The organism is Brucella sp. NBRC 14130, assembly GCF_040371715.1.
Classification (GTDB): domain Bacteria; phylum Pseudomonadota; class Alphaproteobacteria; order Rhizobiales; family Rhizobiaceae; genus Brucella; species Brucella intermedia.
This window is the reverse complement of the sequence record NZ_BAABTE010000005.1, coordinates 360,376-382,682: the sequence shown is the minus strand read 5'-3', so window position 1 is coordinate 382,682 and position 22,307 is coordinate 360,376. Positions and strand designations below refer to the sequence as shown.

The window sequence follows — 22,307 nt, the reverse complement described above, 5'->3', positions numbered from 1 at the left end:
CACGGCGATGTGAACTGCCTGCATCTTTTTAAATCGGATTTTAGCAATACTTATATCGGGTAATGACGATACGCATTGGAAGATCAGCGAGGTGACTGCGATGTCGGATGTTCAGCCTATACCTCTGGACGAGATATTAAAAGCGCTCGCCAATCCTGTGCGTCTCGACATTTTGAGCTGGCTCAAGGAGCCGGAGAATCATTTCTCCGGCCAGCACATGCCTCTGGAGATGGGCGTGTGCGCGGGCCAGTTCGAACGGTGCGGCCTCTCCCAGTCGTCCGTTTCCGCCCATTTGTCCGTATTGACCAAAGCGGGGCTGATCACGCCCCACCGCGTCGGGCAATGGACTTTCTACAAGCGCGACGAAGGGGCGATAGCCGCCTTCGTCAAAGCCCTTTCCGATCTTTAATCCATCCTGAAACCGACCTTTCCCACTTGCCCAATCTTTCCCACTTGAAGGAAATGTATCCATGGCTTCATTGTTCGATCCCGTTACCGTAGGCGATCTCAAGCTCGCAAACCGCATCGTCATGGCCCCCTTGACGCGCAATCGTTCGCCCCGCGCCGTGCCAAACGACCTCAACGTCACCTATTACGAACAGCGCGCGAGTGCCGGCCTCATCATCACCGAGGCAACGCCGATCAGCCATCAGGGACAGGGCTATGCCGATGTCCCGGGTCTCTATTCCGCTGAACAGCTCGCTGGGTGGAAGCGCGTGACCGACGCCGTGCACAGCGCAGGCGGCAAGATCGTCGTGCAGATGTGGCATGTCGGCCGTATTTCACACACCACCTTGCAGCCGAATGGTGGCCAGCCGGTCGCGCCTTCCGCGATCACGGCCAAGACGAAGACCTATCTTGTTCAGCCTGACGGAACGGGCGGCTTCGCGCCGACCTCCGAGCCGCGCGCCCTGGACAAGAGCGAACTGCCGGAAATCGTTGCTACCTACGGCAAGGCTGCAAGGGATGCGGTTGAAGTGGCGGGGTTCGATGGCGTGGAAATCCATGCCGCCAACGGTTACCTGATCGACCAGTTCCTCCGTTCGGGCAGCAATCACCGTACCGATGAATATGGCGGCTCGATCGAAAATCGCGCCCGTTTCCTGTTTGAAGTCGTCGACGCCGTGACGAAGGCGGCCGGTGCAGGCAAAGTCGGTATCCGTCTTTCGCCGGTCACGCCAGCCAATGATGCCTCCGATCCCGATCCGCAGCCGCTGTTCGATTATGTGGTCGAGAAACTAGCGGGATATGGTCTGGCCTATATCCATATCATTGAAGGCGCGACGGGTGGTCCGCGCGATTTCCAGCAGGGACCGCAGCCCTTCGATTATGCGCGTCTCAAGCAGGTCTATCGCGATGCGGGAGGCAAGGCGGCGTGGATGGTCAATAATGGTTACGACCGCGCGCTTGCCGAAGAGGAAGTCGAAAGCGGTCGCGCTGATGTTGTGGCTTTCGGCAAGCCCTTCATTGCCAATCCGGACCTCGTGCGTCGCCTTAAGGACAATGCGCCGCTGAACGAACTCGACCAGCAGCATATGTATGGCGGTGGCGCCAAGGGCTATACGGATTATCCCGTGCTTGCCTGATCACGAGAATACAAAACCCGGCGAAAATGCCGGGTTTTTGTTATCAGAGCCTTGCTCGTGTCGAGCGCGGTGTGGCCAGCAGCAGATTGGTTTCGCTGGCCTTGATGCCCGGCACCAGCCTGATGCGGCGCAGGACGGCGTCGAAATCGGTGAGCGTGGCAGCACCCAGTTCCACCACCAGATCAAAGCGGCCATTGGTGGTATGGATCGCCGATATTTCCGAAAAGCCGCCAAGCGCCTTGACTACACGGTCGGCCACATGGCCTTCGATTTCGATCATCATGATGCCGCGCACCGGCAGATCGACGGCATCCGAGCGCAGGATTACGGTATAGCCGATGATATCGCCGGAATTTTCCAGCCGCTCCATGCGAGCCCGCACGGTTGCCCGCGAAACACCGAGATCAATAGCAATATCCGAAATGCTGCGTCGCCCGTTATGGCGCAAAAGCGTAATCAGCTTTTCATCCAGATCGTCCATGCTTTCTCCATTTTGAAAAGCCAAACCGACATTCTGATAAACCAAACCGATAAAATTGCCAATCCGGTTGCTTCACATCGCCAAGCGTAAATGGTGAATCTTGATCTGGATATTCAGAAGGACTCCACTTTATGCATTGCAAGATTCTGGGACTGCCCGTTCAGGAAGGTACCGGCCGCGTGGGCTGCAATATGGGCCCCGATTCCTACCGTGCCGCGGGCATTGCTTCGGCTATCGAGGAACTCGGCCACGAGTTTACCGATCTCGGCAATCTCGCACCGGCTGTCCAGCGCCCGCTGGAGCATCCGAACCCTGCAATCAAGGCATTGCCCCATGCCGTTTCCTGGATCGAGGCAATCAGCGAAGCCGCCTATCGCGAAAGTGCGGATGGTTTCCCGATCTTCCTCGGTGGCGATCACCTTCTTGCCGCCGGCACCGTTCCGGGCATTGCGCGCCGTGCGGCTGAAAAGGGACGCAAGCAGTTCGTGCTATGGCTCGATGCCCACACGGATTTCCACACGCTGGAAACGACAACCAGCGGCAACCTGCACGGGACGCCCGTCGCCTACTACACCGGTCAGAAAGGCTTCGAAGGCTATTTCCCCACGCTCGCCGCACCGGTTGACCCTGCCAATGTCTGCATGCTCGGCATTCGCAGCGTCGATCCGGCGGAACGGGAAGCAATCAAGAAAACCGAAGTCGCCGTCTATGATATGCGCCTGATCGATGAGCATGGCGTTGCGGCCTTGCTGCGCCGCTTCCTTGAGCGCGTAAAAGCCGAAGACGGCCTTCTTCATGTCAGTCTCGACGTCGATTTCCTCGACCCGTCCATCGCGCCTGCCGTCGGCACCACGGTCCCGGGCGGCGCAACCTTCCGCGAAGCGCATCTCATCATGGAAATGCTGCACGACAGCGGGCTGGTAACGAGCCTCGATCTCGTCGAACTCAATCCCTTTCTCGATGAACGCGGACGTACCGCCACCGTCATGGTGGACCTGATGGCGAGCCTGCTTGGCCGCAGTGTCATGGACCGCCCGACGATTAGTTATTGAAACATGCTCAAGGAGCAATGATGACCCAACCGAACCTCAATATCGTCCCCTTCGTCAGCGTCGATCACATGATGAAGCTGGTGCTGTCCGTCGGCGTGGAAACCTTCCTCAAGGAACTTGCCGACTATGTCGAAGAAGATTTCCGTCGCTGGGAAAACTTCGACAAGACGCCGCGCGTGGCGTCGCACTCGAAGGAAGGCGTGATTGAGCTGATGCCGACGAGCGATGGTACGCTTTACGGCTTCAAATATGTGAACGGCCATCCGAAAAACACGCGTGAAGGTCTCCAGACCGTCACGGCCTTCGGCGTGCTGGCCGATGTGGGCAGCGGCTATCCGATGCTGCTGACCGAAATGACCATCCTGACCGCGCTGCGCACTGCTGCGACTTCGGCGGTTGCTGCAAAGCATCTGGCGCGTGAGAACTCGCGCACGATGGCCATTATCGGCAATGGCGCGCAGAGTGAATTCCAGGCTCTGGCATTCAAGGCGCTGCTTGGCGTCGACAAGCTTCGTCTTTACGATCTCGATCCGGAAGCCACCGCCAAGTGCATTCGCAACCTGCGGGGTGCCGGCTTCGACATCGTCGCCTGCAAGACGATTGAAGAGGTTGTCGAAGGCGCGGATATCATCACCACTGTCACCGCCGACAAGGCCAATGCGACGATCCTGACCGACAACATGGTCGGCGCTGGCGTACACATCAATGCGGTTGGCGGCGATTGCCCCGGCAAGACGGAACTGCACGGCGATATCCTGCGCCGTTCCGACATCTTTGTCGAATATCCGCCGCAGACCCGCATTGAAGGCGAAATCCAGCAATTGCCGGAAGATTACCCGGTCAATGAGCTTTGGGAAGTCATCACCGGCAAGATCACCGGTCGCAAGGATGCACGACAGATCACGCTGTTCGACTCCGTAGGTTTCGCCACGGAAGATTTTTCGGCATTGCGCTATGTGCGCGACAAGCTGAAGGATACCGGCCTCTATGAGCAACTGGACCTGCTTGCAGACCCCGACGAGCCGCGCGATCTCTACGGCATGCTGCTGCGCCACGAGAAGCTGCTGGAAGGCGAAAAGACCAAGCCTGCGGCCTGATCGTTCTCATTTCTAGGAGCGATTTTATTCAGCTTCACCTGTTGCAACCCTGCCGCGCTCGACGTGCGGCGGGGTTATGTTTTTTCAATCAGTGCGATAAATCCTTGTGCCGGGCACGATTTCCATTATTGCAGAGGGTACTTCTGAGATTGGGGATGCATCGGGCATGGATGACAGGGTGGAAAACGCAACATCCTTCAGGCAATCGGCAAATACCGTCCGGTCTGCCGCCAGCCCTCTCGTCTTCAGCGATACGCTCGGGCTTTATCAGCGGCCCATTGGTGAAGCTCTGGATACGGTCGTCTTGTTTGCAAGCCCCTGGGGACTGGAGGAACTCTGCACGACGCGGAAGTTCTGGCGCATCATCGCCGACAGGCTTGCGGCGCGGGGCATAGGTTCCTTCCGTTTCGACTGGCCGGGCACCGGCGACGGGCGCGACGACATCGATTTTTCCAAAGGTTTGGGTCTCTGGCGCGATACGCTGGTGGAGGCCGCCCGGAACGCGCGCGCCCTGTCGGGGGCAAGCCGTGTTGTTATCATCGGGCAAAGCCTCGGAGGAGCCGTTGCTGCCGAAACGGCATCGCAGATCGACGGCGTTGCGGCCCTGGCGCTTCTGGCACCGGTCATCTCCGGGCGGTTCTACACGCGTGAACTGGCAGTCTGGTCGAGCATGGTCGATGCCGATCTCGGACTGACGGACGAGCAAAGGATCAGGAACGGCGTTTCCATCGCCTCCCTGACGATGCAGCCGGAAGTAGCCGCCGATGTGAAGAAGATCAATCTCCTGTCGCTGGAGGCAAGACCTGCGCCCAGGTGCCTGTTATTGGCGCGAACAGATCGTCCCAACGATGCAGAATTCGCGGCCCATCTGGAAAAGCTTGGCAGCGACGTGACGGTTGAGGCCTTCGCCGATTACGACAAGCTGATTTCCAACCCCGTCATCTCGCGCCTGCCGCTGGAGGTAGCGAGCCGGCTTGTCGATTGGGTGGCCGGGCTGGCAGGTTCTACGCCCGCGCAAAATACGCCGGACGAAAGCGCTCTGGGCGGCACGTTACGTGGGGACGGTTTTATCGAAACGCCTGTTTCTTTCGGTTCCGAAAACCGGCTTTCAGGTATTCTCTGTGCCCCTTCTGGCGAACGGCAGGGCAGGACGGTCATGTTCCTTTCCTCATCCTACGACCGTCGCGTCGGATGGGGACGCACGACCGTCGACATGGCGCGCAAGCTTGCGCGGGAAGGCGTCGCTTCGCTGCGCTTCGATATTGCAAATGCGGGCGACAGCCCACCCAATCCCGGCATGCCGGAACAGGTGCTTTACACCCACAGCCCCGAGGCCGATGTTGCAGAAGCTCTCGATTATCTCGAGGCGCTCGGCTGGGGGCGTCCGGTTGTTGCCGGGCGATGCAGCGGCGCATTCCTGGGATTTAACACGGCCCTGAAGGACGAGCGCATTTCCGGCGCGGTTCTGGTCAATCCCGTCACCTTCTACTGGGCGCCGGGACGCTCGATCGACGAGGCACTTCGCGAAGGCAATCGCACGCTGGAGGATTACGGCAGCCGTGCCTTGCGCGCCGAAACGTTTCAGCGCCTGCTCCGTGGCGAACTGGATATCCGCGCCATACTGCGCAACCTCACACGCGGGGTGGCCGGGCGTATTCGCGGCCTGGCACGCAAGCTTTTGCGCAGCCGCACAGCGGAAGGGCGGGCGGTCTACTCGGCTTTTGACGAACTGAAACAGCGTGATGTGCCGCTGGCGCTGGTCTATGCCGAAAAGGACCCCGGGCGCGAACATTTCAATTTCTATTTCGATCAGGCAGGCAGCGGCGTGCAAGGTTTCGACAATGTGTCGGTCGCCATCATTCCCGATGCCGATCACAATCTGTCACCGGAACATTCACGCAAGATCTATATCGACGCGATCCGTTCCCTGGCCCTGAAATAGTCAGAACCAGACGATCCGGGACGAACCAGCGATACGAATTTCGCCGGACGGTTTTTCCGGTGTTTCGTTGCGCGGGATAAGCGTGACGCGTTTCGTACCGTTGGGGGCGAGGTGAAACCAGTTGTCGGCTGGGCGCCAGTCGCCCGTATCGATGCTGACGGATTGGGCCAGAACCGGTGTTTTGAGATCAAGGAACCAGTTCCCGTTCTCTTCCACAATTACGGCTTCGATGGCGGCGTCGTGAAAGGCTTTTGTCCGTCCGAGCGGAAAGTGAAACGCCTCGGCGATGGTAATATCATTACGTTTCAATCGCGCCACCGTCACGTCATGCGCCGGAGGGCCGAAACGATAGGCATAAGCGACATCGAAGAACGCGCCGAACAGATCAGTTGCCGGAATGGTGATCGCTGAGCGACCTCCCATCGAAAGATCGCGGCGACCGGAAACCACCGGCTGGGAACCAGCGCGCAGGCAAGCTAACTCAAGCGAAAGATCAGCGGATTCTGTCTGTTCGTTCAGAACATGAATCGCAAGGCCGTTGACGCCTTCGTCGGTCAAGGCAAGCTGTTGCGGACGGAAGGCACGCTTGAGGCCGTGCCAGGAGGGCTTGGGTTCGCCCGCCGCATCGATCATGCCCCACCCGGCACCGGGCAGAAGGTCTTGAAACATCCAGACAAGCCCGCCGAAACAGGTGCTTCCCGGACGTCTCCATTCGGCAAAAGTCGCTTCCATCACTTCTGTCGTGACGGCGCGGGAAAGGTGGAGATATTGTTCCACATCCTCGCGTCGCAACCGCGCCGGATCGTAACCGTATAACATCTCCAGATAGCTATCCCGCACATCCTCGAAATCCCAGGATACGCCGCGATCGCGTGGCACGCGTGCCTTCCAGCGCGGATCGTGCACAGGCGGCACATCAAGATGGGTTTTCAGCGTGCGTGCTTCCGGCACGTTGGCGAAGGCCAGACATTCGGTTGCAAAGCGCACTTCCGCCCGGCGCGCATCTTCCAGCGGGCGGCAATAGGCGCTGACGCCGTAATAATGGCTGACGCCTTCATTGCTGATGAAGGGCAGGGCGCCATCGCAGGGCGAATTCGGCACATAGGGAATGTCGGGGCAAATCTTGCCTGCGATAGCCGGCAGGATTTCCTCGGTAAGCGGGCCTTTCCATGTCGTCTCCGGCAGGCCCATCATAGCGCCCTGCTGGTAGATTTCGCTGCCGCCGCAAAGCACGGTCAGCGATGGCGCCTGTCCGATGGCAGCAAGAAGCTGCGACGCTTCTGCCTGCACCTTCGCGACAAATGCCTCGTCTTTCACCGGATAATCGAAATTGGCGAACATGAAGTCTTGCCACACCATGATGCCAAGCTCATCGCAAAGCGCGTAGAAATCGGGCGTCTCGTAGGCGGTGATGCCGCTTAACCGCAGCATGTTCATGCCCGCTTCCTGCGCGAGCTTCAGCCACGGTTGGTAATCGCTGCGTGTGCCGGGAAGGCGGACGATATCCGCAGAACTCCATACGGCACCGCGACAGAAAACCTTTTCGCCGTTGAGTTTGAGCGCAAATACCTTGCCGTCCGGCCCGCGGTCGACCTCGATCCGGCGAAAGCCCGCGCGCCCCAGCAGGCGCATTTCGCCGTCGAGCGAAAGTTCAACATCGTGAAGCGCCGGATTGCCATGCGTATGCGGCCACCATGGTTCAACATTGGGGAGCGTCAGCCTCGCGGTCCACTCGCCGCTAGTCTGGCGCTCGCAAATGGCCTGTTGCCCTGCGCAATGGAGGGTCAGCGTTCCGGCGCCGCCGCTATAAGTAAAACTGGCTTCAAGTTCCCCATTGCCGCTTTCGGTTAATCTTGCCCTGATGGTGATGCCTGAAATGGCTTCGGTATGGGCGCGGCTGATTGTGACGGGACGCCATGGTCCCACCGCTTGGACTTCCGGGCACCAGCCCGGCATATAGCCAAGCGCGGTCGTGCGGATGAGGCGCAAACCTTGCGTGTTCATCAGCTGCGTGCGCCAGCGGGCACGCGGGCCTTTTTGATTGAGACGGGGTGCGAGCGCGCGAAAACACAGCGCAAGTTCGTCCTTGCCGGTCAGTGTGACGGGCAGATCATGTTTGAGAAACATGCTGTCGGTTTGCAGCAGCAGTTCGCCGTTGAGAAAGACATCGCAAATGGTGGCAAGCCCGCCCAAATGCAGCATGGCAGGGCCGGGTGCCTCGTCTAGGTCGAGGAAATACCAGGCATCCTGATTGTCGAGCGGTAGGGGATTGTTTCGGTCGAAGCGCCCCGCTTTTTCCAGGGCTTCCGCCACCGTGCCGGGCACCGGTGCGTCCTTGATCACCTCACCGGACCTGGCGTCATGCGGCGTTTGCGCCGCATCCGGACCGGTGAGAACGAGCCGCCAGCCGGTCGAGAGCGGGCAGGTCGTCGGATTGAATTCAAGCGGCATCGCGACCCAGTTCCGTTGCAAGCGCTGCCATCAGCCGATCCCAGGCATCTGCTGCCGGTTGAAGCGTTCCGCCCAGTGCGTCGAACTTCTTGCGCATGACGGCACGGGCAAGCTGGAACTGAACCGCCTTTGCCGTTTCCGCAATCTGCAAGGCATCGGCGGAGGCCGTTGCAAAGCGCTTGCCTTGTCCGAGCCACTCCAGATGGCTTGCTGCAAGTTCGAAATTGGCGCCGAGCTGGCGCAGCGTGTTGAACGCATATTTATGGAAGAAGCCGAACGGGCGTTCCGCGATTGCTTCCACCTGAGCGGGGAACACGCTTGCAAAGGCACGGATCGGGTTTTCCTTCGGCCTGCGCGCAAAATGGCGCGGCAGAAGGATTGCAGCCACGCGTCGCTGATGGGCTTCGTCCGGCACGTGCTTCGGAAATTTGGCGAATTCCGTATAGGGCAGGAAGGGCAGGTCGGCATCCGTCAGATGACGCTGGAAAACGCCATCGAAATCCTCGTCTTCGAGATGGTAGAAGCCGCCATTGTGGAAATAATCGAGCTGGCGGTTTTCAACATCCATGCGATTGATGGCGATGGTGGTCTTGCCATGTTCAGTACGATAGCTGACCCCATGCGTATCCGGCATGAAATAGCTGTCCATTTCGACCATGCAGAGGCGTCCACGCGCGATCTGTTCGGCGATATGGCTTTCCACACGGTCGAAAATTGCAAGCTCCGTCGCCCGCACGCCGTAAAGGGCTTCGAGGTCTTCCAGAGGCACCTTGAAGAAGGTGAACTGGTCGCCCTCGAAATCCTGCGTCAGCGTGAAGCCGAGCATGGCTTCCGGTGCGACCCCCAATGTTGCCAGCACTTCGATCCAAAGATCGACATAGCAGTTGGTTTCCGGCCAGATACGCGTCTGGGCATGCAAGGCGTGCGGCGTGTAACGGTCGGGCGCGATGTTCGGAAAAACAGCCTGCATGAGTGCGATCAGCCCCACAATTCCTTGCGTATGTTTTCCGGCCAGATTTCGACATCCAGACCGTGGTGATGGAAGAGCGCCAGTGCGATGCGTTCCAGCCCGAAGCCGACACATGCCGTGTGGGCCACCGAACCGTCGTCGAGTGAGAGACCCCACTTCACGCCAAACTGATCCTGATGATAATTGAAGCTCATGCAGGCGGTCGGCTTTTCCACGCTGGTGATCGGGATCAGCAGTTCGAATTTCAGGTTCTGGTCGCGCTGGTTGTTGACCAGCATCTTGCCTGCACGGCCAAAGAACGGGTCATTGGCGACGTCGATTTCAACCGGCAGCCCAACCTTCTTCATCATTTCCGTGCCACGATCGATCCAAAGCTGGCGGAACGCCATCACATCGGCTTCAGTGCCCATGCGCACATATTCGCGCATGCGGAAAAGCTGCTGACGGGCAGGGTCCACCGATGGTTCGTGACGGAAGCAATAGGATTGCAGGTCGTAAAGCCCGCCGCCCTGCGGCAGTGGCCCGCGCCTGGCGACGGTCGGATAAAGTGGATAGCAGGCTGCTGGCGTCAGAACGATGTCCGTTGCCTTCTGCTCCATCGTCCAGTCTTTGCCTTCATCCATGCATTTGATGAGGTTGACGTGGTCAAGTTCGCAGCCGCAGAAGCTGTGCACTGTGCCAGCCAGTTGCGGGAAGCTTTTCATGTAGCCGCTTTTTTCGAAGAAAGCGCGGTTCATGCCGGGCGGGAAGCGGATTGCCTCGGCGCCGTCATTGCCTCCGGTACGGTCGATCAGGCGTTCAAATGCCTGGATGACATCTTCGAACTGGCCGGAGCGTCCGTAAAGACCTTCCACGCCGGTGTCGATCAGGAGACCGGAATCGAAAAGCCGGTCGAGAAATGATCTCTGAGCATCCATGGCGGTTATCCCAAAAGGCTGGTGTTCTGTTTGTGGATGAGCAGCATGGTGGCGGTATTGCCGAGGATGCGCTCGTTTGAAATCATCAGCTGCGCGGAATGCGCGTCACGCAGATGGCGTCCGAGGCTGAAGGGCGTATCGTTCTTGTAGCCCATGATGCCGCAGACCAGCATGGCGTGATTGATGATCTGCAAGATCATCTGTGAAGCGGCAATCTTGAGATTGTTCATCGCAATCGCAAAACCCATCGAGGCCAGCTTGTCGGGATGATGCTTGGCTTCGCGATAGGTCTTCAGGCAGGCAACGATTTCGGATTTGAGCATCTGCAGCATGTTGGACGCTTCGGCGACACGCAATGCGCCAGGCTGCGGCGCGCCCGGATTGCGCTTTGCGGCGGCGCGCACGAATGCCTGCGCCCGGTTGACCGCGTCGACAGCGATACCGTACCAGAGCGAACTCCACAGCGTATGCGATTGCGCCAGCATGGACTGCGCTGCGATTTCCGCGAAAGGATGCGGCAGGATCTGCACCTTGTCGGCCTCGCCGCGGAACACAAACCCTTCCGAGCAGGTGCCGCGCATGCCGAGCGTGTCCCAGTCATGCGTCTTTTCGAGCGTGTACTGGTCTTTCAGAAACACCGTCATCACCTGATCCGATGATGCGGCGTCCTTATGGGAGCGCGATGTGATCAGGATGGCATCAGCATAGGTGCCGTAGGAAATGACGGTGGCGTTCTTTTCCAGACGACACTTGTCCCCTTGGACTTCGATAGCGCAGATCGAATTGCGCAGATCGCCGCCAATGCCGCCTTCGGTGGTAGCCGAAGCAAGCAGCAGCTGATCCTTTGCGATTTTGCGCATGAAGTCCCGGTGCCATTCGACCGTCTGGCCGTGTTCCACCAGGCTTGAAAGCTTGATGTGATGCATCGCGAAGATCATCGCGCTCGATGCGCAGGACTGACCGAGAATGCAGCACAATTCCGCAATCTGGTCGATCTCCGCGCTTTCGCCACCCAGTTCGCTCGGCACCTGAATACCAAGCAGACCCTCGGCCTTCATCGCATCGATTGCTTCACGCGGGAAGCGGCCTTCCTTATCGACGCTATCGGAAAATTTACCCGCTATGGCCGCTACGCGGCCTGCGCGCTCTGAAAGACTGTTTCCCGCCCCGGCATTCATTATGCGGCCTCTTTGTCCTTGAGAATCTGGGTGATCGTCTGTTCGATGGCCTTGATGCTCGCGAAAGACTTGCGGTTCAGATACTGATCCGGAAATTCGATATCGAACTTGTCTTCCAGACCGAGCATGAGCTGAACCGAGGCAAAGGAGGACAGGCCTGCGCTGTAAAGATCGGCATCATCGGCAATGTCCGTCACCGGCCCCGGCAGACCGCCGACCTTGGCCAAAAGTTCGCGAATGGATTCATTCATAATCTAACTCCCTGCTTATTCGCTCAAGTCGAAGGTTCGCGTCTGGGTTGATGCGACGGCACGATCTCTCAAGCCTCTCGAAAAGCTGCGGCAACTGTTCGAAATTCTGTCTCTTTATGCAAGTGATATGTTGCGAATGTTAGCAACATCGCAAACACATCAGTATGCGTCCGGCTTTTTCTGCTCCCGCAAGCCTTTATTTTCTGTTGACGCAGAGGCATTGCGGCCCGCCTGTTCTGAAGACGTGCTTATATCGTTAAATATTCAATGACAAGATATGTGGCATTGCCCGCAAGAGTTGCGTGCTCTTTTAGTTAAAAAGGACGGCGCGAATGCCGCGGCGCGGCGATCTGTCCCGTATTTGTAGCGATTGCCATTTCAAAACTGTCGGCAATGCGGCGAGCCCTGTCGATGAAGATAATTGCAGCTTCCGGCGGAAAGATTTCGCGTGTGGTCTTCTCGAAAAGGTCGAGCCAGCGGTCGAAATGTTCGTTCTTCAGTCCCAGTTTCAGATGCGGGGCCATGGGGCGGCCTTCGTAATTGCCGGTCTTGAGAATGACCGACGACCAGAACGCGGCGATCTGCGCGATGTGGTGATCCCAATCATCGACCGCATCGGCAAAGATCGGCCCGATGACTGCATCTTCGCGCGCGCGTCCATAGAACGTCGTCACCAGTCTTTCGATTGAAGTCGGGTCGATGGATGGGTGAGGCTGATTGATGAGAACGGTCATGTCGCCTGTTGATATCTTTGCGCCGGAAAAACGGGCTCTGGCGCGGATATAGTCGCTGTACCGGCCACAATCCAGTGAAGTGTTGCCGCATGGGCATCAACTTCCCGTTGGCGAAGCAGTTGCGACGATCTAATAGTACGATGGTTGAACACGGTTGAAGGAGGAATGAATGCGGGTGTTTCTGTTTGCGGGTCTGTTGACCCTTGCGACCGGCGGAGTGGGCTTTGCGGCTTCGTGCGAACAGAATTTCAAATCCGATGGCGTTCCGCTGGTAACATCCGTGAGCTATCGCTCGACACAGAGCTTTGCCGGCGTGAAGTCTTCGGCCGCCTTGCAGCGTCTGGCGCAAGCCATTGCCGCTGAAGGGTTTTCGGGTATCAAGGTGAACAAGCAACTCGCTTCTATCGAGGCTTTTCAGGAAACGACCGGATCGGGCCGGATCCAGACCTTGCGCGTCACTGCCCGGGCGCAGGGCAAGAGCACGCGTGTCGATGCGGTCTTCACCATTCAGGCGGGACAGGCGACCAGCAAGTCCGTCGTGCGCGAAGGACTTTGCCGCATCATTACTTCTGCTGCAAATTGAGTTTGTCGTCCCAAGGTCCGAACGATGTGTTCCAAGCGCAAAACCCACCGTTAACCGGTGACGCCGCCAAACTCGGATTATCGCTGGAGAAAGAGAATGGTAGCGGAGGAGGGATTCGAACCCCCGACACAAGGATTATGATTCCTCTGCTCTAACCTACTGAGCTACTCCGCCACGCGTCGCTTTACAGAGACAACTTCATGATCGCCGTTTCCGGTGGGACAAATCGTTGTTCCTGCAAGGAATGGCGGCGGTATATGTGCGGAATGAAAAGCTGTCAAGCACTCTTCGCATAGCTTTCGTCTTGTTTTCTATCATTTGCACCGATAAGGAACTTGGCATCAGCAAAGGCATGGTTTTATGGCACCTCGTATTGCGGTTTTGGGTTGCGGCTATTGGGGCGGCAATCACATTCGTACCCTGAAGAGCCTTGGTGCCCTTCAGGCAGTTTCCGACGCGAAGGCAGAACAGGCGGAACGCTTCGCGGCCGAGTTCAATGTTCCCAACATTCCCGTCGATGAATTGTTCACGCGTCCAGACATTGACGGCATCGTCCTGGCATTGCCGGCACAGTTCCATTCACAATACGCCATCCAGGCAGTGAAGAACGGCAAGGACGTACTGGTCGAAAAGCCGATCGCGCTCGACATTCCGGCTGCGGAAGCCGAAGTCGAGGCCGCCCGTGAAAACGGTCGCGTGTTCATGGTCGGCCATGTGCTGCGTTTCCACCCGGCTTTCGAGAAGCTGCTCGACATGGTGAAAAGCGGCGAGCTTGGCGATATTCGCTATGTGCATTCGCATCGCGTCGGTTTCGGCAAGTTCCACAACACGTTCGATGCATTGTGGGATCTTGCGCCGCACGATCTTTCGATGATCCTGGCTATTACCGGAGAAGAGCCGAGCGCGGTACGGGGAGAAGGCGTGGCGACGCTCGATCATCTCACCGATATAGCCCATCTTCATCTCGATTTTCCCAATGGCATCCGCGGCCATCTGTTTGCGTCGCGCCTGAACGCCTATCGCGAACGCCGCCTGACGGTCACCGGCACAAAAGGCATGGCGGTATTCGATGATGGCGAGCCGTGGGATCGCAAGCTTGCGCTCTACAATCATGAAGTCTGGCGGGAAAACGACCAGTGGTCTTTCAAATCCGTCGAGCCGGTTTACATCACTGTTGAAGAAGGCATGCCGCTGACACGCGAATTGCAGCATTTCATGCATTGCATCGAGACGCGCGAAAATCCGCGCACCGACGGCAAGGAAGCAATCAGCGTGCTGCGCATTCTCACGGAAGGTACTGTCAGGCACCCGCAGTAAAATGTGGGGCGTGCGGGCCCGGTAACCTGCGTCAAGCGGTGTTACAGGAATCGCAAAACTTTGAACGCTCTGGCCATAGCGGGGCAGGGCGCAAGCGAATAAATAGGTTGCCGAGGATTCGCATATCGACTTGTGCGGGCCAGATATATTGGAGCCAACATGCAGTTTATTGATCTTGGAGCGCAGCGCGCGCGTATCGAAGACCGTCTCAATGCCGCCATTTCCAAGGTTGTTGCGGAAGGCCGTTATATTCTTGGACCGGAAGTAGCCGAGTTTGAAAAGAAGCTTGGCGAATATCTGGGCGTGGAACACGTCATCGCCTGCGCCAATGGCACCGATGCCTTGCAGATGCCTTTGATGGCGCGCGGCATCGGACCGGGCGACGCCGTGTTCGTTCCGTCCTTCACCTTCGCTGCCACGGCGGAAGTTGTTGCACTGGTGGGCGCCGAGCCGGTCTTTATCGACGTGGATGCGCAAAGCTACAATCTGAATGTCGAGCAGCTCGAAGCTGCCATCGCCGCCATCCGCAAGGAAGGCCGCCTGCAGCCAAAGGCGATCATCCCGGTCGATCTGTTCGGCCTGGCCGCCGACTATAACCGCATCAGCGCCATCGCCGATCGCGAAGGCCTGTTCGTCATCGAAGACGCTGCGCAGTCGATCGGAGGCAAGCGCGATAACGTCATGTGCGGTGCTTTCGGCCATGTAGGCGCGACGAGCTTCTATCCCGCCAAGCCGCTCGGCTGCTATGGCGACGGCGGCGCGATGTTCACCAACGATGCCGAACTGGCCGACACGCTGCGTTCGGTCCTGTTCCACGGCAAGGGCGAAACCCAGTACGACAACGTTCGTATCGGGCTCAATTCGCGTCTGGACACCATTCAGGCAGCCGTTCTTCTGGAAAAGCTTGCAATCCTCGAAGACGAAATGGAAGCACGCGACCGCATCGCCAGGCGCTACAACGAAGCGCTGCAGGATGTCGTCAAGGTTCCGGCGCTCCCGGCTGGCAATCGCTCGGCTTGGGCGCAGTATTCCATCGAGAGCGATAACCGCGACGGCCTGAAGGCGCATCTTCAGACGGAAGGCGTTCCTTCGGTCATCTATTATGTGAAGCCGCTGCACCAGCAGACCGCATACAAGCACTATTCAGTTGCGCCGGGAGGCCTTCCAGTTTCGGAAAGCCTGCCGAACCGCATTCTGAGCCTGCCGATGCACCCCTATCTGTCGGAAGCCGATCAGGACAAGATCATCGGCGCCATTCGTGGTTTCCACGGCAAAAAGGCTTGATCTTTTTTGCCTGTCTAACGAAAACCCGGCGAAAGCCGGGTTTTTTATGTTTCAGGCTTGCAAGTTCAATTGCCAGGAAACACCGTATTTATCCTTGATCCAGGCGAAAAGCTTGCTGAAACCATAATTGTCGAGCGGCATCAGCGTCTCGCCGCCTTCCGAAAGCTTTTCGAAAACGCCGGTCAGGCTTTCCTCATCATGAAAGTCGACGAACAGGGATACGGACGGATTGAAATCGAACTGATGCGGGATGGGGCTGTCGATCACGATCAGCCGGTGTTCGGCAAAGGTCACGCGGGCAATCTGCACCTTGCCGGGGCTGCCGCTTGCTTCGTCATAGGTTTTGATCGACTCGATCAGGAAGTCCGGAAAGATCGAACGATATGTTTCCAGCGCCGCGCCTGCACTGCCCTGAAACATGAGATGGGTGCAAACCTGTGTCATGGCGGAAACGTAACACGGCCCCGCCGTTTTCGGCAATCAGGTTGCCAGGGCATTTGTGTCGGGAAATGCCCGAAACCGGTAAGAGCGGTCCTGACGATACCGGGAAAACAGGAGCCGCTTTAAAGGTTCTTTTTCTTCAACCGCTTGTCGATGCGCGCGGCCACGAAGCGGGCGAGGGCCGGACCTGCCAGAAGCACGATGAAGAAGCGGCTTGTCTGCATCGCAATGATGAAAGGCAGGTCGACATTGCTCGATGCTGCGATGATTGCAACCGTATCCGCGCCACCGGGACTGGTGGCGAGATAGGCTGTCAACGGATCGAGCCCCAGCACATGGCCGAGCGCCATGCCGAACAGCCCGCAGACGGCGATGAGGAGCAACGTGGATGTTAGCACCGCTGGAAACGCCCGCGCCGCATGGGCGATGATGGCGCGCGAAAAGCCGAGGCCGATGCGCCAGCCGATAAGCAGGTAGCTGACCGCGAGCAGCCATGGCGGCAGGTCAATGGTGATGAATCCGGTGTCTTGAAGCAGGGCACCCAGTATGAGCGGCACGAGCATGGCGCCGGTCGGAATGCGGAGGAGTTCGCCTAGGAACGCGCCGACGACGACCAGCAGCAGTGTCGGGCCGAGGGTGGACCAATTTATGGGTGGAAACCATATGATTTCGGCAGGTGCAACGGTTTCCACGCCTGTGCTGAGGCGCAGGACCAGCGAAGCGGCTGTGGCCACCAGCACCACGCGCAGATATTGCATGAAGGCGACGAGGCGGGCATCCGCGCCGTGGGATTCCGCCATCAGCGTCATTGCCGTGGCCGCCCCGGGGGAGGAACCCCATACGGCGGTTGTTCCCGGCAGAATGCGAAACCGCGCCAGCAGATAGCCGATGAAGGTACTGGCAAAAAGCACGTAACCTACGGATAGAAGGATAACGGGCAGGTGCTGCCCCATGCTCGTGAAGAACTCGGCAGTGATCGAACGGGCGATGAGGCAGCCGACGACGCCTTGTGCTGCGAGTGACAGCCAGCGGTGGACCCGCAGCGTGCTTTCGCCCGCAGCCATCAGGATTGCGCCAAGCATAGCGCCCAGAAGCATCGCGGCAGGCAGTTGCAGCTTTTCCCCTGCAAAGATCAGGATGGCGGAAAAAACGACCAGCAGACCCCACTGGGCTGGTCTCGGCAAGGTCCTGACGCTGAATCTTGTGGAGGCCGAATTCGGCCCGGAGGGGGAGGATTTCTGCATTATGTCTTTTCACTACATCCGGCCCGGGAGCGATGCAAACCAAGATTTGCACGGCTTTGCCCAAATCTCCACGCTCCCTCCAGCTAACCGCAAAAGATTTTGGCAATTGTCGTATTTGATCGGAAGAAACGGATGGTTCGTCAGCTTCTCCATCGGCAGTCTGATAGGTGGCGCGTGAAGCATGGGCGGCCCTGTCCATGCGGCGTTCAGTCGATTGCCAGTCAATGGAGAAGAAGGGTGATGAAACTAAAATATCTTCCAATGCCGAGCGACGAGGTGCGTGCTTTGCAAGCCGGTGGCAAGGATGCTTATGGCTGTGCGCCGGAGCGAACGGTTTCCGACGGAGACGGCAACCCCTGCCGCCATTGCCTTGACTTCGTACCGAAGGGGGCAGGCATGCTCATTCTCGCCTATCGCCCTTTTCCCGATGTTCAGCCCTATGCTGAAACCGGGCCGGTCTTTTTGTGTGCCGACCCCTGCGAGGCCTGGACTGGGGAAGGTGTTCCGCCCATTTTGGAATCGAGCAAGGATTATCTGCTGAAAGGCTATACCGAAAACCACCGCATCAAATATGGAACGGGGAAAGTCGTCGAGCGCGATGATCTGGCAGATTATGCCGCCGACCTGCTGGGTCGTCCGGAAATCAGTTTCGTCGACGTCCGATCTGCGCGCAACAACTGTTTCCAGTTGCGGATCAAGCGCGCAAGCTGAATTGACCGGAGGCCGGTTTGATCGGGAGAACACGAAAACACCGCCTGCGAGGCGGTGTTTTTCATCGTTGGGCAAGGTTGAGAAACGAAACGTCGATCAACCGATCATGGCGCGGCGCTGATTTACCGGACGCTCGATCACTTCCCTCGGAGCCTTGCCGCCGTCGCGTTCTTCAAGCGCTTCGGCCTTCGTCAGTTCGGTTTCCGCCGCCGACAATTCGGCTTCGGCCGCTTCCTTCTGGGACATCAGGTCGCGAATCGATACGAAAAGATTATCGCGCCGCTGGCGAGCCGCCTTGGCGAAGGTCGGATAAGCGAAATGATTAATGTCAGTGATGCCAGCTTTTTTCTCTTCCGATAGAATCTGGGCGTCGAGTTCTCCGGCCATCCGTTCGAACTCGCCGATCATCAGGTCGAGCTGGCCCAGTTGACGGCGTTTTTCCTTCACCTGGAACAGTTTCAGCCTGACTAGGCTTTCACGTGGCTTCATACGCAATACTCCTTGAACACCAACCAGCTTTCATGTGTTGGGGCGTTCCCCCGACTTTATTAACAGGTGTGAACGAGCAAAACGCACCCGGCCTGCACCCGAATCTCCTTGCGAATTCAAGCCCCTGAAGGGGAAATCATCGCAACCGTTCTTCCGAAATGGCTCAACAAGCGAAACAAAAAGTTAAGAATTCGCTCGTTTGGTAACCATTCCTTTACCGGCGAAGTTAATCATACGCGTTAGGACTTAAGGCTCGGTAAACCTCGTGTGGTTTTTCGGCAACAGGCGAAAGCTAGAGTCAGATGAATCGCTTAGCGAAGATTCTTAATGCGATGCTTTAGAGTCGTGAGGAAGAGAATGTCTTTATGATTCAGGCGCGTAAGAGAATTTTCTAAACAGGGCAGAAATATGCTTGCCAAGCAGAATCATATTTTGTTAACCATTTGCTGGCACCTTCATGCAAAGGCAACGATAGTTCCGTGTGCTGCCGTGAGGGACATCGGGTCGGCTGCGGAAAGGGGATAAGAGATGCGCGTCCTTTTGATTGAAGACGACAGTGCTATCGCACAGAGCATCGAGTTGATGCTCAAGTCCGAGAGTTTCAATGTCTACACGACCGATCTGGGCGAAGAAGGCATCGATCTCGGCAAGCTATATGATTACGACATCATCCTGCTGGACCTGAACCTGCCGGATATGTCTGGTTATGAAGTTCTTCGCACCTTGCGTCTGTCCAAGGTGAAGACGCCGATCCTTATCCTTTCCGGCATGGCCGGCATCGAGGACAAGGTTCGTGGTCTGGGCTTCGGTGCCGACGACTACATGACCAAGCCGTTCCACAAGGACGAGCTGATCGCACGTATTCATGCGATCGTGCGCCGTTCGAAGGGGCATGCGCAGTCGGTCATCACGACGGGCGACCTCGTGGTCAATCTGGATGCGAAGACGGTGGAAGTCGCCGGCCAGCGCGTTCACCTGACCGGCAAGGAATACCAGATGCTGGAGCTTCTTTCGCTCCGCAAGGGCACGACGCTCACCAAGGAAATGTTCCTCAACCATCTTTATGGTGGCATGGACGAGCCGGAACTGAAGATCATCGACGTCTTCATCTGCAAGCTGCGCAAGAAGCTCGACGCTGTTTCCGGTAGCCAGAGCTACATCGAGACAGTCTGGGGCCGCGGTTATGTGCTGCGTGAGCCGGATGCGGAAATGCGCGAAAGCGCCTGACCCGGCAACAGGCTTCAAAATGTAAAAAGCTCCGCTTCGGCGGAGCTTTTGCTTTTTGGAGGGACCGTTTGCTCCGGCTTTCAGGCGGACAGAACGCCTGCAAACTGTTCGGTGAGATAGGCGCGGTCGAATGGCTTGAGAATATAGCCATTGGCGCCTGCGCGCTTCGCCCGCATGATGCGGGTGACGTCGAGTTCATAAAGACAGAGGATGATGCGCAGCTTGTCGCCACCCGGCATGGCGCGCAGTTCGGTCACGACTTCCAATGCCGTCATGTCCGGCAGGTCGTAGTCGAGCAGCATGACGTCGGGCATCCGCGAAAAACAGGTTTCGAGCGCTTCCCGGCCGGTCGAAGCTTCAGCAAATTCGGCTATGGTTTCGGAAAGGATGCGGCGGGCGACCTTGCGAATGACGGATGAGTCATCGACCAGCAGACAATAAGCTGCCATTGGTTCATTCGCCATTCAGACCCCCCTTGCAGATATGTGATGATCGCCGCGCCTTCGACGACATTCGAGGCAAATCCTCATCGGAAATGCATGTTTGTCTGATAGAGGGTTTTATGATGGTTTGCCAGTGCGAGCGCGGGCTGGTCCCGCGCTCGCAAACGCTTATTCAGCAGAAAATACGATGTCTTCCGCGGTTGCGTGGATTGAAATCTTCATGCCGGCCTCTTCGGCCAGCAGAAGGGTATAGTAAGGCTGGACGGAATGGGCGTCGATCGGCTCTTCCGGAGCGGCGCCGGAATGAAGCTCAAGGAATTTGGGCGGAACGCGCAGCATGCGGCCCTTCACGGTGATAACGAAGCGCGGCTCGGTATCGCCGCCTTCAAGCCGCACGGCCAGCGAACCGCCGCGTGGAATGGCCGCGTTGCCGATCAGCAGCATGTTGAGGAGCAGCTTGACCTTGTTCTTGGGCAGAAGGACGCGGGTGCCTTCCCAGGTGAATTCCGGCTTTTCATTCTTGAAGTATTCTGTGGCAACGTTCTGCGCGTCGCCGGTGTCGATCTGTACGCCAGCCGAGCCTGCCGCGCCGAAAGCGATGCGGGCAAACTGAAGCCGGGCAGAGGCGTTGCGGGCGCTCGACTTGATGAGCGCCATTGCGTCTTCGTCGGCTCCGCCTTCTTCCAGCAGTTCCAGACCGTTGTTGATCGCGCCGACCGGCGAAATGATGTCATGACAGATCCTGCTGCACAGAAGCGCACCGAGGTCGAGTGCGGAAAGGGTAACGGGCATTGGCATGGCGTTTTCTCCGGAACGCGGATTGATCCTGGCCTCCGACCGGGTCGGATAACAGAATCGTTATCGGTTAACGAGACAGCCCGCAAAGCCAGTGTTTGCGCGCTGCATGAAGATGGGCGAATCGCCCTGAATATCAATTTAACTGGATACACGCGCCATCGGACCGCCGCAACAAAGCTCTCTTTTTGATCCGCCGGGCTACCCCCCAGCTTCACACGATGTGAGAAATTCCGTGCCTTCGTAAAGTCAATTTCAGTGCTTAAAGGTTTGGACAATAAATTCGGGTCTAAAATAGGCGCGATTCGACCAAAATGTCCGTAAGAGACGTGGTCTGGCTTTTTAACAGGGCCGTCAGACAGAGGAGCGGAGAGCCAAAAGGAATTTTACATGGCCACACAATCCCTGTCGCAAATCAGGTTCCGCAATGCGGCGTGCTTCGTTGCGTTTTTTGCGGCGCTGTTTGTTTCTTTCATCGCCCTGCCAAATCAGGCCAGGGCACAGAACACATACACTGCCGAGGAAATCGTCGAATCTGGTCACAGGTTCTTCGGGTCGGCTTCGGGTGGAATCGCAAGCGCGGTCGAGAAGGCGTTCCAGAGTTTTGGTCTGCCCAACGGCTATATTCTTGGTGAGGAAGGTTCCGGCGCCTTCATTGGCGGCCTGACCTATGGCGAAGGCACGCTCTATACCAAGAATGCGGGCGACCATAAGACGTTCTGGCAAGGCCCATCGCTTGGCTGGGATTTCGGCGGGCAGGGTTCTCGCGTGATGATGCTCGTCTATAACCTCGACGACATCCAGAACCTTTACGGTCGTTACGCCGGTGTTGCAGGCTCCGCCTATGTCGTTGCCGGTGTCGGCTTCAACGTCCTCAAGCGCGAGAACATCATGCTTGTGCCGATCCGCACCGGCGTGGGCGCGAGGCTGGGTGTGAATATCGGTTACCTGAAGCTGTCTGGTGCTCCCACCTGGAACCCGTTCTAGGGCCTCGTTGCCAATGAATACCTTTTCAGCCGGTGATTGTTTTGCTGGCTGGAAAGACGGTCGGCTGCGCACTATGAATAGTAATGCTTGTCTGAAACCGCTCGGGCCCATGTGAAACCGTGATCCA

23 protein-coding genes and 1 tRNA gene are annotated in these 22,307 nt (G+C 57.7%); 11 read left to right on the top strand and 13 right to left on the bottom strand.

Translation table 11 applies throughout. The annotated features are described in order from the left end of the window. Window positions 1-100 precede the first annotated feature (100 nt). Window positions 101-409 carry an ArsR/SmtB family transcription factor gene (locus tag ABWW28_RS12935; RefSeq protein WP_100649509.1) on the top strand — a complete coding sequence of 103 codons (309 nt, stop codon included), beginning with the start codon at window positions 101-103 and terminating at the stop codon, window positions 407-409. 61 nt (window positions 410-470) lie between these two features. Further along, window positions 471-1,586, top strand: coding sequence for an alkene reductase (locus ABWW28_RS12930; protein WP_021587025.1), 1,116 nt, complete (start codon window positions 471-473; stop codon window positions 1,584-1,586). A gap of 43 nt (window positions 1,587-1,629) precedes the next feature. On the opposite strand, the gene ABWW28_RS12925 is transcribed toward ABWW28_RS12930, so the two are convergent. Beyond that, entirely contained in the window at window positions 1,630-2,067 is a 438-nt protein-coding gene (locus ABWW28_RS12925) for an Lrp/AsnC family transcriptional regulator (RefSeq protein ID WP_006471598.1), read from the bottom strand. 131 nt (window positions 2,068-2,198) lie between these two features. Here ABWW28_RS12925 and rocF point away from each other — a divergent pair, with 131 nt between their 5' ends. The 3 genes from rocF (at window position 2,199) to ABWW28_RS12910 (ending at window position 6,158) form a co-directional block, all read left to right on the top strand. Then, window positions 2,199-3,119 (top strand): arginase, encoded by a 921-nt coding sequence (gene rocF / locus ABWW28_RS12920; RefSeq protein ID WP_021587024.1) that lies wholly within the window; start codon window positions 2,199-2,201, stop codon window positions 3,117-3,119. Window positions 3,120-3,139: 20 nt separating this feature from the next. Beyond that, window positions 3,140-4,216 carry an ornithine cyclodeaminase gene (ocd, locus tag ABWW28_RS12915; RefSeq protein ID WP_006471597.1) on the top strand — a complete coding sequence of 359 codons (1,077 nt, stop codon included), beginning with the start codon at window positions 3,140-3,142 and terminating at the stop codon, window positions 4,214-4,216. 166 nt (window positions 4,217-4,382) lie between these two features. After that, complete coding sequence (locus tag ABWW28_RS12910; RefSeq protein WP_021587023.1) at window positions 4,383-6,158, top strand: alpha/beta fold hydrolase; 1,776 nt, start codon at window positions 4,383-4,385, stop codon at window positions 6,156-6,158. On the opposite strand, the gene ABWW28_RS12905 is transcribed toward ABWW28_RS12910, so the two are convergent. The 6 genes from ABWW28_RS12905 to ABWW28_RS12880 form a co-directional block, all read right to left on the bottom strand. Continuing rightward, window positions 6,159-8,609, bottom strand: coding sequence for a glycoside hydrolase family 2 protein (locus ABWW28_RS12905; RefSeq protein WP_021587022.1), 2,451 nt, complete (start codon window positions 8,607-8,609; stop codon window positions 6,159-6,161). Next, window positions 8,599-9,579, bottom strand: a complete 981-nt coding sequence (locus ABWW28_RS12900) for a DUF1839 family protein (protein ID WP_031346819.1) — start codon at window positions 9,577-9,579, stop codon at window positions 8,599-8,601. The genes ABWW28_RS12905 and ABWW28_RS12900 overlap by 11 nt, the downstream gene beginning before the upstream one ends. An 8-nt stretch (window positions 9,580-9,587) precedes the next feature. Continuing rightward, window positions 9,588-10,496, bottom strand: a complete 909-nt coding sequence (locus tag ABWW28_RS12895; RefSeq protein WP_021587020.1) for an amino acid--[acyl-carrier-protein] ligase — start codon at window positions 10,494-10,496, stop codon at window positions 9,588-9,590. A 5-nt stretch (window positions 10,497-10,501) separates the two neighbouring features. After that, complete coding sequence (locus ABWW28_RS12890; protein ID WP_021587019.1) at window positions 10,502-11,674, bottom strand: acyl-CoA dehydrogenase family protein; 1,173 nt, start codon at window positions 11,672-11,674, stop codon at window positions 10,502-10,504. After that, window positions 11,674-11,925, bottom strand: a complete 252-nt coding sequence (locus ABWW28_RS12885; RefSeq protein WP_006467457.1) for an acyl carrier protein — start codon at window positions 11,923-11,925, stop codon at window positions 11,674-11,676. Before ABWW28_RS12885 ends, ABWW28_RS12890 begins: the two co-directional genes overlap by 1 nt. A 314-nt stretch (window positions 11,926-12,239) precedes the next feature. Continuing rightward, window positions 12,240-12,659, bottom strand: coding sequence for a group III truncated hemoglobin (locus tag ABWW28_RS12880; RefSeq protein ID WP_021587018.1), 420 nt, complete (start codon window positions 12,657-12,659; stop codon window positions 12,240-12,242). 169 nt (window positions 12,660-12,828) lie between these two features. On the opposite strand from ABWW28_RS12880, the gene ABWW28_RS12875 reads away from it, so the two are divergent. Next, window positions 12,829-13,242 (top strand): hypothetical protein, encoded by a 414-nt coding sequence (locus ABWW28_RS12875; RefSeq protein WP_021587017.1) that lies wholly within the window; start codon window positions 12,829-12,831, stop codon window positions 13,240-13,242. Window positions 13,243-13,339: 97 nt separating this feature from the next. Here the strand turns inward: ABWW28_RS12875 and ABWW28_RS12870 are convergent. After that, window positions 13,340-13,416 (bottom strand) — tRNA-Met (locus tag ABWW28_RS12870). A gap of 186 nt (window positions 13,417-13,602) precedes the next feature. On the opposite strand from ABWW28_RS12870, the gene ABWW28_RS12865 reads away from it, so the two are divergent. Beyond that, window positions 13,603-14,559: a Gfo/Idh/MocA family protein gene (locus tag ABWW28_RS12865; RefSeq protein WP_021587016.1), complete on the top strand. Its 957-nt coding sequence runs from the start codon at window positions 13,603-13,605 to the stop codon at window positions 14,557-14,559. Between the two features lie 159 nt (window positions 14,560-14,718). Continuing rightward, entirely contained in the window at window positions 14,719-15,843 is a 1,125-nt protein-coding gene (locus ABWW28_RS12860; RefSeq protein ID WP_021587015.1) for a DegT/DnrJ/EryC1/StrS family aminotransferase, read from the top strand. A gap of 51 nt (window positions 15,844-15,894) precedes the next feature. Here the strand turns inward: ABWW28_RS12860 and ABWW28_RS12855 are convergent, their stop codons facing one another. Both ABWW28_RS12855 and ABWW28_RS12850 read right to left on the bottom strand, forming a co-directional pair. Continuing rightward, window positions 15,895-16,287 carry a VOC family protein gene (locus ABWW28_RS12855; RefSeq protein WP_006472630.1) on the bottom strand — a complete coding sequence of 131 codons (393 nt, stop codon included), beginning with the start codon at window positions 16,285-16,287 and terminating at the stop codon, window positions 15,895-15,897. Between the two features lie 119 nt (window positions 16,288-16,406). Beyond that, window positions 16,407-17,528 carry an AbrB family transcriptional regulator gene (locus ABWW28_RS12850; protein WP_031346818.1) on the bottom strand — a complete coding sequence of 374 codons (1,122 nt, stop codon included), beginning with the start codon at window positions 17,526-17,528 and terminating at the stop codon, window positions 16,407-16,409. A 240-nt stretch (window positions 17,529-17,768) separates the two neighbouring features. Here ABWW28_RS12850 and ABWW28_RS12845 point away from each other — a divergent pair, with 240 nt between their 5' ends. After that, entirely contained in the window at window positions 17,769-18,239 is a 471-nt protein-coding gene (locus tag ABWW28_RS12845; protein ID WP_031346817.1) for a DUF1203 domain-containing protein, read from the top strand. Window positions 18,240-18,335: 96 nt separating this feature from the next. Here the strand turns inward: ABWW28_RS12845 and ABWW28_RS12840 are convergent, their stop codons facing one another. Then, on the bottom strand, window positions 18,336-18,728 hold the full coding sequence (locus ABWW28_RS12840; protein WP_006472627.1) for a hypothetical protein: 393 nt from the start codon (window positions 18,726-18,728) through the stop codon (window positions 18,336-18,338). 528 nt (window positions 18,729-19,256) lie between these two features. Between ABWW28_RS12840 and ctrA the strand changes: the two genes are divergently transcribed. Further along, window positions 19,257-19,955, top strand: a complete 699-nt coding sequence (ctrA, locus tag ABWW28_RS12835) for a response regulator transcription factor CtrA (RefSeq protein WP_006467396.1) — start codon at window positions 19,257-19,259, stop codon at window positions 19,953-19,955. Window positions 19,956-20,035: 80 nt separating this feature from the next. Here ctrA and ABWW28_RS12830 read toward each other — a convergent pair whose 3' ends face one another. After that, window positions 20,036-20,419: a response regulator gene (locus ABWW28_RS12830; protein WP_031346816.1), complete on the bottom strand. Its 384-nt coding sequence runs from the start codon at window positions 20,417-20,419 to the stop codon at window positions 20,036-20,038. A gap of 147 nt (window positions 20,420-20,566) precedes the next feature. Beyond that, window positions 20,567-21,196: a histidine phosphotransferase ChpT gene (gene chpT / locus ABWW28_RS12825; RefSeq protein ID WP_006467394.1), complete on the bottom strand. Its 630-nt coding sequence runs from the start codon at window positions 21,194-21,196 to the stop codon at window positions 20,567-20,569. Between the two features lie 387 nt (window positions 21,197-21,583). On the opposite strand from chpT, the gene ABWW28_RS12820 reads away from it, so the two are divergent. After that, entirely contained in the window at window positions 21,584-22,180 is a 597-nt protein-coding gene (locus ABWW28_RS12820; RefSeq protein WP_006467392.1) for a DUF1134 domain-containing protein, read from the top strand. Window positions 22,181-22,307 lie beyond the last annotated feature (127 nt).